Genomic DNA, 15,126 nt, shown 5'->3' with positions numbered 1-15,126 from the left:
TAAAAATCCGCATCCTTCGTTTGAATTGTTCCGGATTAGGCAAAGATAGAATCTATCGGAATAGATTAAGAGGAAGCGGAGGTCAAAAAACGATGAAGCAAATTTTGATCATTACAGACGGGTGCTCAAATGTAGGTGTTAGTCCAGTCATGGCGGCTGCCCAAGCTCTACGGGAAGGTATTACAGTGAATGTCGCCGGAGTCATAGATTATGGAACTATTGGCGAGCTTGGCAGCGCGGAGATTCAAGAAATTGCTAAAGCAGGGGGAGGGTTTAGCCAAATCGTTGGGACGAAGCAGTTGGCACAGACCATGCAGATGATGACGCGCAAAACGGTGGTTCAAACCATTCAGCAGGCGGTTAATAGAGAGTTAACGCACATTTTGGGCGAGGGTGGCGCCAAACATATCGGTGAACTTCCTCCGGCAAAACGAGCCCAAGTAGTTGAGGTGATGGACGAGCTGACAGAAACAAGCACCCTGGAGATTGCCTTGCTCATTGATGCAAGTGCGAGCATGAAGCCCAAGCTGCCTGCTGTAGAGGACAGCATTCGCGATTTGCTGCTCAGCTTGCAGTCGAGAAGCGGACACAGCCGTCTATCGGTATTTCATTTTCCGGGCGGCAAAATGGGAGAAGACGCAGTCATGGATATCGGTTGGACCTCTGAGCTTAACCAGATCAAATCGATATTTGGACGCTTGCGGATGAAAGGGGCGACGCCGACAGGTCCTGCCATTTTACAAGTGATTGATTATTACCGATATGTTACACTAGGGGAACAGAAAGATCTGGAAGAATCCTATGGCAAAGGAGAAGGGATGCTCGGTGACTACGTCGTCTGATCCCGTTCTTGCACCCGGAACGGTCATCAAGGGCAAGTGGAAGCGGAGCAGCTATGTCATCCAGCGCTTGCTGGGCCGGGGAGCGAACGGAACTGTATATTTGGTAAAAGAAGCACAGGCCGATCGGCAATTTGCTCTGAAAATGGGGAAGAACACGCTTGATCTGCAATCGGAGATTAATGTGCTGACCACATTGCAGTCTCAGGGCACTCAGGCCGCCCTCCAGCGAAATGGAAATCCTTCCTTTTTGTTTGAGGTGGATGATGTAGTGTTACGCAGCGGAGAGATACCCTTTTATGTTATGCGGTACGTTAAGGGTGATCCACTTCATCGCTTTGTGGCAGCCAAAGGGCCGGAATGGTATGGCGTGGCTGGAACCGGTATACTGAATCGTCTGGCGGATCTCCATCAGGCAGGGTGGGTGTTTGGCGACCTGAAGCCGCAGAATATTTTGGTCAATGCCTATGGAGAGGCTGAATTAATTGACTACGGTGGGGTGTCTCTTGCTGGCCGGAGTGTTAAACAATTTACAGAATGGTATGACAGGGGATTTTGGAATGCTGGCAGCCGAAATGCCGATTCCCAGTATGACCTGTTTGCCTTCGCTCTTCTAACGATTCATATATTGGAGAGCGAATCGTTAAAGGCGGCTGCCAGCAGGCTGCCACAGTTGCGTAATACGGCAGAATTGACGGTCATCATTCGCCGCAGCCGTGTATTACGCCCCTATGCCGAATGGCTACTGGGTGCAGTGCGTGGAGAATATTCCGATACTCGTGCAGCGGCCCGATCTTGGTCACGTTTGGCTTCCGCACATGTCAGGCAATCGTCGGTCAAAAGAGGGAATCCACGCTGGCTGGGATATGCTTTCACGGTATCGCTTTTGCTGCTTGCCGGAGCGCTCTGGATTGCGTTAAGGTAGCAGCATGACTTACATAAGATAACAGATGATCATCATTTTTACGGTCGGAAGAAAAGAGGGTCGGGAATGGGAACAACAAAACCGACCGGTGTTGTACAGGAAGTGCTCGCCTTGGCGCGAGATCATTCACTGTGGAGCCCCGGAGACTGCATTGTGGTTGCTGTATCCGGTGGGCCGGATTCGGTGGCCCTTTTGCACATTTTACATGAAATATCCGTTATACATATGCCTTTACAACTCGTCTGCGCTCACGTTCATCATGGATTCAGACCAGAGGAATCGGATGCGGAGGCTGAAGTGGTACGCAATATTGCCCGAAAGCTTGAACTTCCATTTGAAATGACTCGGGTCGATGTACCCGCTTATATGAAGGAGAGTGGTAAGGGACCACAGGAAGCAGCACGCGAGCTGCGCTACAGCTTTTTACATGATATGGCTACAAAGTGGGAAGCACAGCATATTGCAATGGCTCACCATGGCGACGATCAAGCCGAAACGGTTCTCTTGCACTTGCTGCGTGGTAGCGGCCCAGCAGGTTTGGCGGGTATGCGTTTGGCACGCAATGAAAAAAATGTGCAACTCATTCGCCCGCTGCTACGTATGTACAAGGCTGACCTGATTGAGTTTTGTAACTTGTATGGTCTTTCCTACGTGATAGACAGCACTAATTTATCGTCCAAATACCGCCGTAACGCCATCCGCATGGATGTGCTTCCTTTTTTGGGGCAATATAATGAGCGACTGACACCATCTCTGAACCGGCTGGCCGAAACGATGGCTGACGAAAATGACTTTATGGAGGCATCTACGCTGTCAGTATACGAGAAAATGGTGAGCTTGGATAATGGCAGGTACATGTTTCCCATCGCTTCATACCGTAAGCTACCCGTTGCTTTACAACGGAGGTTGATTAAACTAATATTAAATTATCTGCCTTCGGACAGTGAAAATTTTGATTTTCGTAAAATTGAGACCGTTCGACTAAGACTTCTCCAAGAGGCATCGTCTACATGGAGTTTGGATTTGGGAGGCGGTGCGGTTGGAGTCCGCGAATATGACCAAGCGGTTTTGTTTGACCGTACGCAAGTCGTTATGGGCGAATGGTGCTATGGACTAAGTGTATTGCCTATTTCCGGTGAGCTAGAGTTGCCTGAGGCAGGTGGTATACTTCGGTGGCGAAGGGCTTCCTATTTGGATGGGGATCATCCGGCCAATAAGGAGGAAGCGTGGTTCGACGCAGATCAATTGAGTCTGCCTTTGACTGTACGCTCGCGATTACCTGGAGATACCATGTATGTAATGGGATTAAACGGAAGAAAAAAGGTTAAAGATATTTTTATTAATGAAAAAATACCTCCTTCAATGCGTTCCGTTATTCCCATCGTCTGCGACCACTCTGGAGCTATTCTCTGGATTCCGGGCGTACGACGTTCTGTACATGCCGCGGTGCAAGAGCACACGTCTTCGGTTATATATATGTCATGGCAAAGACGAGAGAGTCCGGGGCACCGGTAATTGCACAGGAACGGCTTTCATAGTATAAACTTAGGAGGTTTACACCGTTGCAAAATGATATTCAGGAAATATTGATCAGCGAAGAAGAAATTCAGAGTAAAATTAAGGAATTGGGTGCACAGCTCAGCGTAAAATATGAAGGGAAAAATCCATTGGTGATTTGCGTACTGAAAGGTGCGTTTATCTTTATGGCTGATTTGGTTAAATCCATTACAGTGCCATTGGAGCTTGATTTCATGGCTGTATCAAGTTATGGAGCGTCCACAAAATCCTCAGGTATCATCAAAATCATTAAGGATTTGGACGCATCTGTGGAAGGACGCGACGTTCTGATTGTCGAAGATATTATCGACAGCGGCCTGACGCTGACACATTTGATTGAACTGCTCAAGAATCGTAATGCCAATTCGGTATGTGTCGTAACCTTGTTCGACAAGCCTGCACGCCGGACGGTTAATCTTGAAGCAGATTATACTGGATTTACGCTTCCAGATGCGTTTGTTGTCGGCTATGGTCTGGACTATGCCGAGCACTACCGGAACCTCCCATACATAGGGATTTTGAAGCCGGAAATCTATACCAGCTAATCTCAGCCTCCAGTCCTAGGACTAAATAAGGCCCTTTGTTGAGAAGGACTTACAGGCTATGGTAAAATAACTTAAGTGTCTCGAGAGGAGGTAGGGGATGAATCGGTTCATCCGGAATTCTGGTTTTTATTTGATTCTTTTTTTAGTTGTGGTGGGTATCGTTCAGTTTGTTAGTAACAGTAACGAAGCCTCCGATCTCCCTAGATATGACCAATTACGGCAAGAGGTTAAAGCTAATAACATCTCTAAAGTAACGGTCCAATTTGACGGTTACGCCTATCTTGTAACCGGTGCATATAAGAAGCAGCCGGCTAATGCTAAATCGACCAATTTTTCCGTATATGTTCCACCAACGGATCAAGCACTAAGTGAACTGGTAAATGCCAGCGAAACGAACGGGTTTGAATATGTACAGAAGAAAATGGAAGGCGAAAGCATCTGGCTGACGTTTTTGACTTCTATCATTCCTTTGGTGATCATGTTCCTGTTGTTCTTCTTCCTGTTTAATCAGGCACAGGGCGGTGGCGGCAAAGTTATGAACTTCGGCAAGAGCAAAGCCCGTCTGTATAACGAAGAGAAGAAGAAGGTTACGTTCGAGGACGTGGCAGGGGCTGACGAAGAGAAGCAGGAGCTTGTCGAAGTCGTAGAATTCTTGAAGGACCCACGCAAGTTTGCAGCTGTGGGCGCTCGTATTCCGAAAGGTGTTCTGTTAGTGGGCCCTCCAGGTACGGGTAAAACACTCTTGGCAAGAGCTGTTGCAGGCGAGGCTGGAGTACCGTTTTTCAGTATCTCAGGTTCTGATTTTGTAGAAATGTTCGTCGGGGTCGGTGCTTCCCGTGTTCGTGATTTGTTCGAGAACGCTAAGAAGAACGCACCTTGTATCATTTTCATTGATGAGATTGATGCCGTTGGACGTCAACGTGGCGCTGGATTGGGTGGCGGACATGATGAACGTGAGCAGACGCTCAACCAATTGCTCGTAGAGATGGATGGATTCGGCGCAAACGAAGGTATTATCATCGTAGCTGCTACAAACCGTCCGGATATTCTCGACCCGGCGTTGCTTCGTCCAGGACGTTTTGACCGTCAAATTACGGTTGACCGTCCAGATGTTAAAGGCCGTGAAGCAGTATTGTATGTACATGCTCGCAACAAGCCGTTAACGAAGGATGTTAAATTGGACGTAATTGCGAAACGTACAACAGGCTTTACAGGCGCTGATCTCGAAAATCTGTTGAACGAAGCTGCCTTGTTGGCGGCTCGTCGTAACCGCAGGGATATTTCGATGCGAGAAGTAGATGAAGCAATCGACCGTGTTATCGTAGGTACAGAAAAACGCAGCCGCGTAATCAGTGACCGCGAGAAACGAATTGTTGCTTATCATGAAGCAGGCCATACGATTATTGGTTTCTTCTTGGAAAATGCCGACATGGTTCACAAGGTAACGATTATTCCACGTGGACGTGCAGGCGGATATGTCATCATGCTTCCGAAGGAAGACCGCATGCTGACAACTAAGCAGGAATTGCTGGACAAAATCACTGGATTGTTGGGTGGACGCGTATCCGAGGAACTGTTCATTGGTGAGATCGGAACAGGAGCCTATAGCGACTTCCAACAAGCAACAAGCATCGCACGTAGCATGATCGTAGAATATGGTATGAGTGAGAAACTTGGTCCGATGCAGTTCGGTACTTCACAAGGCCAAGTATTCCTTGGACGCGATATCGGTCATGAGCAGAACTACAGTGATCAGATCGCTTATCAGATTGACCAGGAGATGAATCGTTTCATCACTGAATCTTATGAGCGTGCTAGAGAACTCCTGACCAAGTATTCCAAAGAGGTTCATTTGATTGCTCAAACCTTGCTGGTAGAAGAAACCTTGGAACTTGAACAAATCAAACGTTTGATTGAGACAGGTTCTTTGGATGGTGGCACGACTGAAGGAGAAGGAACACCGGAAAACGGTGAGCCTGTGATCGACAACATTGGAGACGTCCGTGTACGTATTCAAGGTAAGGATGAAGAGCCTAAGAATACAACAGATCAACCGAATGATATCCCTAATCTGCAAAAGCCAGAGGATGATAACAATTCGGGCAACTCCGGTGGTACTCCACCGACAACAACCTAATCATTCAATGGATAGTTGAATAAGCTTATATGCAAGCTCCGGGGAACCAGGTATTATTGGTTTTCCGGAGCTTTTTAAATGGAAGATTATTGCTAACGTGATTTGACAGACACCGGAACGTTGTGTACATTTATTGTTAAATAAACGGCTGTCGTCTTCTTAGCTTATAAAAGCCAACAGCTGCTGCAATCGACTTTCTATTATTTTGAACATATACGTGAGCGCATACTGTAGAACCTATGGTGTGCGCTATTCTTCTGTGAAATCAGGTGAAGTCATGATTCCAAGATATCTAGTTGATTTTGATGTAGCGGAATTGACCCGATTGGAAGCCGACGTGTTAATTATCGGCTCGGGCATTGCGGGCTTATATACAGCCATTAAGGCTGCAGAGAATCGGAAAGTGTTGCTGATCACCAAGAAGACTTTGATGGAAAGCAACACACGTTATGCTCAAGGCGGCATTGCTGCTGTCACATCGGATGAGGATACACCTGCTTATCATATGCAGGACACCCTGATTGCTGGTGCAGGTTTGTGCGAACCAGAGGCGGTCAGAACGCTTGTCCATGAAGGTCCAGGTGGTATTCAAGAGTTAATACGTATGGGAACGGCTTTTGATCGTGTGGATGGTGAACTAGCATTGACACGGGAAGGAGCGCATAGCCATCGGCGTATTTTGCATGCGAATGGGGACGCTACGGGTTATGAAATTGTTCGTGCGTTGTCAAAGCAGGTTGCTGCTCATCCCGGTATCGAAGTGTGGGAAGAGTGCATGGTCGTCGACCTGCTGACTGAGCATGGTGAGTGTATTGGGGCCCTCGTCCAAAAGCCAGGTGGGGAAAGGTCGTATATCACTGCTAATGCAACGATTTTGTGCTCAGGAGGTAGCGGGCAATTATACCGTTATACGACTAACCCGGATATTGCAACCGGGGATGGTATTGCTATGGCGTATCGTGCTGGGGCGATTGTCCGGGATATGGAATTCATACAGTTTCATCCTACGGCGTTGTGCCATCCGGGCGCTCCAAGGTTTCTAATTTCCGAAGCTGTACGGGGAGAAGGAGCCGTGTTACGCAATATTCACGGAGAACGCTTCATGGACAAGTATGATTCACGGCAGGAGCTTGCACCCAGAGATATCGTAGCTCGTGCTATCATTCATGAGATGGAACGCACCCAAGCTGCGTTTGTATACTTGGATATTACGCATGAGCCGCCTGAGCGGGTGAAGCGACGTTTTCCAACCATTTATCGGACATGTCTGTCATTTGGTTTGGATATGACGACAGACTGGATTCCCATTGCGCCTGCTGCCCATTATATGATGGGTGGTGTTCAGACCAATTTACACGGGGAAAGCTCCATTGCGCGTTTATTCGCCTGCGGGGAGACCTCTTCTACAGGTGTTCACGGAGCTAATCGTCTTGCGAGCAATTCATTATCTGAAGCTATTGTATTCGCCAGTAGGATTATTGAGCGACTGCATTCATTGCCACCGCTGGTCGGCCATACGTTGATATCTTATAGCGATAACCGCACAGAGTTCCCGGCTTCATCCGTCACGGAGCAACGGCTTAAGCTGCAAGAAGCAATGGTTCGTTATGCTGGAGTTCGTCGGCACGGCGAGGGGCTGCAAGCAGCATTAGATGAGCTGCAAGGGCAAATGCCTATTTTCGGGGCTGTGATCGCTAGCCGGGAAGAGATCGAATTTGCCAATTTGCTCACATGTGCTTTATTAGTAACAGATTGTGCGTTACTGCGTGAGGAGAGCCGGGGAGCGCATTATCGCGAGGATTTTCCTGAGACAGATGATAGCGCCTGGCGAAAGCATGTCCAGCAGCGACGTGATCAAGGGATAACGGAGGAGTACGTTCATGACATCTAACAGCGAGCTTTATGGAGAGTTTAGTGGATATCAGGAGGAACTGACGGCACAAATTCGCAGCTGGCTGCGAGAAGATACGGGCTCTGGCGATGTGACCACGCGCTGGACGATTGAGCAGGGCCACCAATCCAAGGCTGTCATTCATGCCAAGGAGAGCGGCGTAGTTGCGGGTTTACCCGTGGCTGCCCTTGTATTTCAGGTAGTGGACCCTTCCTTGTCGTTTACTCCGCTGGTGACCGATGGACAGTGGATTGAAAAGGGAAGCGTTTTGGCTGAAGTGAATGGAAGTACCCATGCGATTTTGACTGGAGAGCGACTGGCGTTAAATTTGCTACAACGAATGTCTGGCATTGCCACGCGGACTCGAGCTTTTATAGAACAATTGCATGGTTTGTCCACCCGCTTGGTGGATACACGCAAAACAACACCGGGACATCGGCTGCTGGAGAAGTATGCTGTTCGTGTAGGCGGTGGCTCGAATCATCGCTTTGGCCTGTACGATGCTGTTATGATTAAGGATAATCATATTAAGGGCGCAGGTGGGATTGAACAAGCTGTGAGTCGAGCGCGCGCTAATATACCGCATACGATGACGATTGAAGTAGAGACGGAAAACATGAAACAAGTGCAGGAAGCCCTGGAAGCTGGGGCGGATATCATTATGCTGGATAACATGTCTGCCCCAGATATGAAGGAAGCCGTTCGGTTCATTCGGGAACGGGCACCACATGTCAAAACAGAAGCCTCGGGCAATGTATCGCTGGATACAGTGCGTGAGATGGCTGAGAGTGGCGTAGATGTGATTTCTGTAGGCAGGCTGACATACTCTTTTCATAGTCTGGATATCAGCCTTGACCTTAACGCAAAGAAAGATAGGTGACACCCATTGATTCTTGTAGTGGATGTAGGTAATACCAATATTGTTCTGGGGATGTACGAAGGGCGGGAGCTGTTGCACCATTACCGGATAAGCACCTCCAGACAGGCAACCGCAGATGAATACGGCGTACTCATACATAATCTTTTTAGTATGGGTGGCGTATTAAAGGATGACATCCAAGGAGTTATTATTTCCTCTGTCGTTCCGCCATTGGTCCGTGTATTAGAAGAAATGTGCGATAAATACATAGGCAAAACGCCGTTAATCGTCGGACCGGGAATCAAGACCGGTCTTAACCTGCGTTATGAGAATCCGCGTGAAGTAGGTGCGGATCGGATCGTGAACGCTGTTGCGGCTGTCGAACGGTTCGGCGGGCCGCTGGTTGTGGTGGATTTTGGAACCGCGACGACGTTTGATTGTATTGACGATAAGGGAAACTACCTGGGTGGTGTAATTGTACCGGGTATCGGGATTTCGACAGAGGCACTGTATCAACGGGCTTCCAAGCTGCCCCGCATCGAGTTGGAGAAACCCAAAAAGGTTATTGGTCGTAATACGGTTCATGCCATGCAAGCTGGGATTATCTTCGGTTATGCTGGGCAAGTGGATGGCATTGTGAGGCGCATTAAGGAAGAAATGCAGGCGGAGCCTACGGTTATTGCTACCGGAGGTCTTGCAGAGCTAATCGCATCAGAGACAGAGAGCATTCAGAAAGTGTTGCCGATGTTGACGCTCGAAGGATTACGTATCATTTACCAACGTAACGCTGAATAAAAAAGTGGATATAAGCTGCCGCTGCGTCCAACCGATGATCTTATCGGTTTGGATTAGCGGCGTTTTTCGTCTATACTGAAATATGTTACGTTTTTGAACAATTCGCGTGATCTGTCGATGCAGGTTGTTTATATAGTAGGAAATTATGCTTCAATGATGAGCAATACTAACGAAAATAAGCAGCATAGCTGTCCTGGAGAATAGGGGAGGATATCAATATGGAAAATAAGCAGGATCGACTTATTCGTGGCACAGCCATGGATGGGAGGGTTAGAGCTTTTGCTGTTCGGACAACTCAATTGGTAGAGGAATTGCGGAGAAGACATGATACGTATCCAACGGCTACCGCTGCTTTGGGGCGAACCCTCACAGCAGGAGCTATTATGGGTTCTATGCTAAAAGGCAAAGAGCGATTAACCATTCAAGTTAAAGGTGATGGACCGATTGGGCAAATCGTCGTTGATGCCAATGCTGTAGGGGAAGTGCGAGGTTATGTTACTGAACCACATGTGCATTTGCCGAGCAATAGTATGGGCAAACTGGATGTAGCGGGTGCTGTAGGTACAGAGGGGTTCATTCATATCATCAAGGATTTGGGGTTAAAAGAACCGTATCGCGGCAGTACTCCGATTATTTCCGGTGAACTGGGTGAGGACTTTACCTATTATTTTGCCAAATCGGAGCAGACCCCGTCAGCGGTGGGCTTGGGTGTGCTGGTAGATACTGATAACTCGGTTATTGTGGCCGGTGGATTTATTATTCAATTGCTTCCAGGCTTGAATGATGATGAGATAACTGCGATCGAAAATGCAGTCAGCTCCATTCCGCCCGTTACCGCTTTGCTGGATCAAGGGTTGGAACTTGATGAAATGCTGCGCTGGATGTTGCCGGACGTTCGGATTCTCGATGAATTGGATATCCATTTTCAATGTGAGTGTTCACGTGAGCGCGTGGAAAAAACATTGATCAGTTTGGGAGAAAGCGAATTAGAGCAGTTAATTGAGGAAGAAGGACAGGCTGAGGTCGTATGTCACTTTTGTAATGAGGCTTATCAGTTTAATAAAGATGAGCTGCAAAATCTGTTAGATCAAGCCAAAGCCTAACCGGATGGGCGGTGCAAGCGATGACTACACGGGAAAAGGGATTATGGACAGCTGTCATTATTCTGACCGTTAGCGTCGCCGCCTTGGGTGGTCTTATCATGCTTCGGGGGCTGTCAAAGCCGGGTGATGTAAGCAAGGATGACGGCGATCATACTGTGGCGGAGATGGGTCAGGAAGGCATATCGGAGGAACAGTGGGTAGCGGAACTGAAAAAGCGATATGGAACCAATACGCTGTTGCAAATGTTGAATCGTAAAGCCGTGCAGGCTGAAACCAAGCGTCTCGGTATCAAGATCACCCAAGAGGACTTACAGCAGGTGCTGGAGCAGGATAGTAAAGGGTATGACTCAGATCATACCTACTTTGATGAAATGCAGCGACAGTTTGGCTTAGATCCGGTTGACTTGCGGAATGAAGCGGAATACCGGATTGGTTTGGAGAAAATAGCTACGCAGGGTATTCAAGTTCAGGAAGCTGAGATTGACGAGTATTGGGAGCAGCATCCCGAGGAATTTGCCGTCGGTAAGCAGATCCAATTGGCAGCTCTTTATGTGGATAATGCGGAGGAGGCAGAAGCGCTGCTAGACCGGGTTAAGCAGGGGGAGAGCTTCGATGTGCTGATTCAAGAGCATTCACGTAAGCCTTTCGACAAAGATAGCAGTGGACAGCTGGGATGGGTGGATGAATATGATCCATTTCAACCGGAGGCGATTATGAAGGCGGCGAGAGAGCTAAGCTCTGGGGATGTTGCGGGTCCAATCTCTGCTAACGATGGCTATGCTGTCATTTATGTACAGGATGTCCGGTTGAAGAATTCTCCGGATAAGCAGCAGATCCGGCAGCAAATTCGTCGATCTCTTGCGCTTGCACAAGCCGCTCCTTTGGAAGAGGTTGAGAAGAGTCTGCGTGATAAGTATGGAGCGCGTATTTTATCTGAAAAGAATGCATCCTCCGCTTCTCTGTAACGTAGTGAAAGAATATTGGTTTGAAGGAAGCGCGATGCTGATAACGCGGGTTGACAGCATCGCAGCTTACTCACTTGTATTGACATTGGAATTGAAGATTGTTATTATTAGCGTATAAAACCCACTATTTTTATCGGAAATTAAATGAACGGTACAAAATTAAAGTGATTGACTAAGATTGATCTACAATATGATTTCGCATTTTTTAATATATCATCTACAGTCAGGGAGGAATTATCATGGCTAAAGTTGTTAATAACATCACCGAACTTATCGGGGAAACCCCCCTCGTTCGCCTCAACCGGATCGTACCGGAAGATAGCGCTGAAATCTATTTGAAACTGGAATATCAGAACCCAGGCTCCAGTGTAAAAGACCGTATTGCGATTAGTATGGTAGAAGAAGCTGAACGTGAAGGTCTGCTTAAGCCAGGCGGTACCATTATTGAAGCAACTAGCGGTAATACAGGAATCGGCTTGGCTATGGTTGCTGCTGCGAAGGGCTATAAGGCAGTCATCGTTATGCCAGAAACGATGAGCATAGAGCGTCGTAATTTGTTGCGCGCTTATGGAGCCGAACTTGTGTTAACACCAGGATCAGAAGGCATGAACGGGTCCGTTAAGAAAATGGAAGAATTGCTGAGTGAAAATCCGGATTATTTTGCTGCTGAGCAGTTCAAGAACAAAGCTAATATCAAAATTCACCGTGAAACGACCGGTCCTGAGATTGTGGAAGCCATTCATTCCATTGGCGGAACTCTGGACGCTTTTATAGCGGGAATAGGTACTGGCGGAACCATTTCTGGAGCCGGTGAAGTGCTTAAGAAAGAATTCCCTGATATTAAAGTTGTGGCCGTAGAACCTGCCTCTTCCCCGCTGTTAGCAGGCGGTAAGCCAGGACCCCACAAGATCCAAGGGTTGGGTGCCAACTTTATTCCTGAAATTTTAAACCGTGATATCTATGATGAAATTATTCATGTAGAAAACGACGAAGCTTTCGAGGTAGCACGTAGAGTGGCCAAGGAAGAGGGCATTTTGTCCGGTATTTCATCTGGCGCGGCTGTCCATGCGGCTTTGAAACTTGCTAAGCAATTGGGCAAGGGTAAACGGATCGTTGTCATTATTCCAAGTAATGGAGAACGTTACCTGAGTACACCACTGTACAATTTCGAGCTGTAATTATGTCGTAATTGTGTATACTATACGTAAGGATTCCCTCATTTCCCTGTTGCAGGGGAGTGGGGGTTTCTTTTTAAGGAGAGAATGTAGACTTATTGAAAAGTAGGGAAGGGGAAGCACACACGGATGAAATCGACAGCTAGAGTGACGGAGGCGCAGTGGCAGGTTTGGCAGGAGGAAGGCTGGAGCATACTTCCCTATATCGCTGAGTACCCATTACCCGTGGGAGGGCTACCGTCATCGTGGCGGAAGGCTTGGGAGGATTCGTCGCCATATGCCTTTTTGCTGGAGAGCGCTAAAGGTGGGAGGTACACCTATCTGGCCTTAAATCCGGTTGCTGTATTGGAAGGCAAGGGAGAACATGCAGTTTGGACTGACTTGCAAAGTGGGAAGCATGGAGATATACATGGTCAACCTTTGAAAGTCATGAACAACTGGATCGCTCCTTACCGTGCACCGCGTGTACCTGGCATGCCCTTTTTCTCTGGAGGATTTGCGGGTTATCTTGGATACGATGTAGCTCGTTCGTTGGAGCGTTTGCCATCTCAAGCTGCAGACGATACGGGCATACCTGATTATGTATGGATGAGGGTGAATGAGTTATGGATTTATGATCACGAAAAATCCTGCATATATTGTGCTGTTCATATGCCCAATCCTGCCCGCTCCGGTGAATTCAGTAGCCAGACTGATTTGGCTAATGAGCTTATGGTGGATGAGACCATATCGATACTTGGCAAACTTTATGCCGAAGCGGTCCAACGTGCAGAACGCATGCTGACTCAGTGGAAGAACATCATACATGCGGGAGAGACTGATCCAGCTCATCCTCGCCGTTGTGCTCGGCTGTCCGAAAAAGGATTAGAGGCTGCTCATCAAGAATCTGAAGGTTGGACAGCGGCATTCAGCCAACAAGATTTTGAACAGGCCGTAAGACGTGTGCAGGAATATATTGCCCAAGGGGATGTATTCCAGGTTAACTTGTCGATTCGTCAGCAACGTACGCTTGCAGCCCTTCCTGAGAATATATATGAATGGCTTCGTCTGCTGAATCCATCCCCTTATATGGGTATGCTGCGTATGCCGGATTTACGGATCGTCAGTGGATCGCCAGAATTGTTGGTGAAGCTGGAGGATGGACGTGTGAGCGCCCGACCTATTGCAGGTACGAGAAGAAGGGGGCTAACACCGGATGAAGATGCCACTATGGCAGCAGAGCTTCTATCAAGCGAAAAAGAACGCGCCGAGCATATTATGCTCGTCGATCTGGAGCGTAACGATATCGGACGGATTGCCGAATACGGATCGGTGCATGTACCTGAACTGCTGACTGTCGAGTATTATTCGCACGTTATGCATTTGGTTTCTCAGGTGGAGGGGAAGTTAGCCTCAGGTCGTACAGCTATAGATGTAATTGCGGCTACTTTTCCAGGCGGAACCATTACCGGGGCACCCAAGGTGCGCACGATGGAAATCATCGAAGAATTAGAGCCTGTCCGGCGGGGGCCTTATACTGGGTCCCTTGGATGGATTGACTATAACGGTAATATGGAATTAAATATTATAATAAGAACACTAGCTGTTAAAGGCAGCACTGCCTATTTACAGACAGGTGCGGGGATCGTCATTGATTCAGACCCGTACAGGGAATATCGGGAATGTCGGAACAAGGCCAAAGCTGTCATGAAGGCGGTACAATGTGGTGAAGAAGAAGCCGCTTTGAGCAGAAGCGGTATCACAGGAGGGTGAGTCGTATGATTTTGGTGATTGATAATTATGATTCGTTTACGTACAATCTTGTTCAGTATTTGGGTGAACTTGGCGAAGAAGTAACCGTAAAACGGAACGATGAGATTGATGTGAAAGGCATAGAAGAGCTGGCACCAGAGCATATTTTGATCTCGCCGGGTCCATGCACGCCGAATGAGGCGGGGATATCACTGGATGTGATCAGCCATTTTAAAGGTCGCATTCCGATTTTTGGCGTTTGCCTCGGCCATCAGGCCATCGGACAGGCTTTTGGCGGTAAGGTTATCCGGGCTGAACGACTCATGCACGGTAAAACCTCACCGATTCTTCATCACAATACGTCAGTATTTGAAGGCTTGCCTTCTCCGTTCACAGCAACCCGGTATCACTCATTGCTGGTAGAGCGCGAGAGTCTACCTGAGTGTCTAGAGATTACCGCTGAAACCGCAGAAGGTGAAATTATGGGTTTGCGGCATAAAGAATTTTCCGTAGAAGGAGTTCAGTTCCATCCAGAATCCATTATTACGGATTACGGGCATCAGCTGTTACGCAATTTCCTAAAACGCAAGGTAGGCGTCTGATT

13 protein-coding genes are annotated in these 15,126 nt (G+C 47.9%); all 13 read left to right on the top strand.

Translation table 11 applies throughout. The annotated features are described in order from the left end of the window. Positions 1-92: 92 nt before the first annotated feature. The 13 genes from G9G53_RS23975 (at position 93) to pabA (ending at position 15,124) form a co-directional block, all read left to right on the top strand. Positions 93-842, top strand: a complete 750-nt coding sequence (locus G9G53_RS23975) for a VWA domain-containing protein (protein WP_029514624.1) — start codon at positions 93-95, stop codon at positions 840-842. After that, entirely contained in the window at positions 826-1,764 is a 939-nt protein-coding gene (locus tag G9G53_RS23970) for a protein kinase domain-containing protein (RefSeq protein WP_023986445.1), read from the top strand. The genes G9G53_RS23975 and G9G53_RS23970 overlap by 17 nt, the downstream gene beginning before the upstream one ends. 66 nt (positions 1,765-1,830) lie before the next feature. Further along, positions 1,831-3,279: a tRNA lysidine(34) synthetase TilS gene (gene tilS, locus G9G53_RS23965; protein ID WP_165150730.1), complete on the top strand. Its 1,449-nt coding sequence runs from the start codon at positions 1,831-1,833 to the stop codon at positions 3,277-3,279. Between the two features lie 47 nt (positions 3,280-3,326). Continuing rightward, positions 3,327-3,866, top strand: coding sequence for a hypoxanthine phosphoribosyltransferase (gene hpt / locus G9G53_RS23960; protein ID WP_023986447.1), 540 nt, complete (start codon positions 3,327-3,329; stop codon positions 3,864-3,866). A gap of 97 nt (positions 3,867-3,963) precedes the next feature. Further along, positions 3,964-6,003 carry an ATP-dependent zinc metalloprotease FtsH gene (gene ftsH, locus G9G53_RS23955; protein WP_029514626.1) on the top strand — a complete coding sequence of 680 codons (2,040 nt, stop codon included), beginning with the start codon at positions 3,964-3,966 and terminating at the stop codon, positions 6,001-6,003. Positions 6,004-6,280: 277 nt separating this feature from the next. Beyond that, positions 6,281-7,894: an L-aspartate oxidase gene (nadB, locus tag G9G53_RS23950; protein WP_029514627.1), complete on the top strand. Its 1,614-nt coding sequence runs from the start codon at positions 6,281-6,283 to the stop codon at positions 7,892-7,894. Continuing rightward, positions 7,884-8,774 carry a carboxylating nicotinate-nucleotide diphosphorylase gene (nadC, locus tag G9G53_RS23945; RefSeq protein WP_029514628.1) on the top strand — a complete coding sequence of 297 codons (891 nt, stop codon included), beginning with the start codon at positions 7,884-7,886 and terminating at the stop codon, positions 8,772-8,774. The genes nadB and nadC overlap by 11 nt, the downstream gene beginning before the upstream one ends. Before the next feature lie 6 nt (positions 8,775-8,780). After that, complete coding sequence (locus tag G9G53_RS23940) at positions 8,781-9,548, top strand: type III pantothenate kinase (protein ID WP_013308148.1); 768 nt, start codon at positions 8,781-8,783, stop codon at positions 9,546-9,548. A 218-nt stretch (positions 9,549-9,766) separates the two neighbouring features. Beyond that, positions 9,767-10,651, top strand: a complete 885-nt coding sequence (gene hslO, locus G9G53_RS23935) for an Hsp33 family molecular chaperone HslO (protein WP_025718327.1) — start codon at positions 9,767-9,769, stop codon at positions 10,649-10,651. A gap of 20 nt (positions 10,652-10,671) precedes the next feature. Then, positions 10,672-11,616: a peptidyl-prolyl cis-trans isomerase gene (locus G9G53_RS23930; RefSeq protein ID WP_165150718.1), complete on the top strand. Its 945-nt coding sequence runs from the start codon at positions 10,672-10,674 to the stop codon at positions 11,614-11,616. Between the two features lie 239 nt (positions 11,617-11,855). Beyond that, positions 11,856-12,794 carry a cysteine synthase A gene (gene cysK, locus G9G53_RS23925; protein ID WP_029514630.1) on the top strand — a complete coding sequence of 313 codons (939 nt, stop codon included), beginning with the start codon at positions 11,856-11,858 and terminating at the stop codon, positions 12,792-12,794. 126 nt (positions 12,795-12,920) lie between these two features. Then, positions 12,921-14,543: an anthranilate synthase component I family protein gene (locus G9G53_RS23920; RefSeq protein ID WP_029514631.1), complete on the top strand. Its 1,623-nt coding sequence runs from the start codon at positions 12,921-12,923 to the stop codon at positions 14,541-14,543. Positions 14,544-14,548: 5 nt separating this feature from the next. Then, the gene (gene pabA, locus G9G53_RS23915; protein WP_165150716.1) at positions 14,549-15,124 is read left to right on the top strand and encodes an aminodeoxychorismate/anthranilate synthase component II; all 576 of its coding nucleotides are present in this window, start codon (positions 14,549-14,551) and stop codon (positions 15,122-15,124) included. The last annotated feature ends 2 nt before the right edge of the window (positions 15,125-15,126 follow it).

This window comes from Paenibacillus sp. EKM206P (assembly GCF_011066155.1).
In the GTDB taxonomy this organism is placed as follows: domain Bacteria; phylum Bacillota; class Bacilli; order Paenibacillales; family Paenibacillaceae; genus Paenibacillus; species Paenibacillus polymyxa_D.
The sequence above is the reverse complement of the archived record's forward strand: the minus strand, read 5'-3'. Positions and strand labels throughout refer to the sequence as shown.

What these genes read in the sequence shown, in the direction of transcription:
- G9G53_RS23975 (WP_029514624.1), top strand. Translation starts at nt 93, where the DNA reads ATGAAGCAAATTTTGATCATTACAGACGGGTGCTCAAATGTAGGTGTT.
- tilS (WP_165150730.1), top strand. Translation starts at nt 1,831, where the DNA reads ATGGGAACAACAAAACCGACCGGTGTTGTACAGGAAGTGCTCGCCTTG.
- ftsH (WP_029514626.1), top strand. Translation starts at nt 3,964, where the DNA reads ATGAATCGGTTCATCCGGAATTCTGGTTTTTATTTGATTCTTTTTTTA.
- nadB (WP_029514627.1), top strand. Translation starts at nt 6,281, where the DNA reads ATGATTCCAAGATATCTAGTTGATTTTGATGTAGCGGAATTGACCCGA.
- nadC (WP_029514628.1), top strand. Translation starts at nt 7,884, where the DNA reads ATGACATCTAACAGCGAGCTTTATGGAGAGTTTAGTGGATATCAGGAG.
- hslO (WP_025718327.1), top strand. Translation starts at nt 9,767, where the DNA reads ATGGAAAATAAGCAGGATCGACTTATTCGTGGCACAGCCATGGATGGG.
- G9G53_RS23930 (WP_165150718.1), top strand. Translation starts at nt 10,672, where the DNA reads ATGACTACACGGGAAAAGGGATTATGGACAGCTGTCATTATTCTGACC.
- cysK (WP_029514630.1), top strand. Translation starts at nt 11,856, where the DNA reads ATGGCTAAAGTTGTTAATAACATCACCGAACTTATCGGGGAAACCCCC.
- G9G53_RS23920 (WP_029514631.1), top strand. Translation starts at nt 12,921, where the DNA reads ATGAAATCGACAGCTAGAGTGACGGAGGCGCAGTGGCAGGTTTGGCAG.
- pabA (WP_165150716.1), top strand. Translation starts at nt 14,549, where the DNA reads ATGATTTTGGTGATTGATAATTATGATTCGTTTACGTACAATCTTGTT.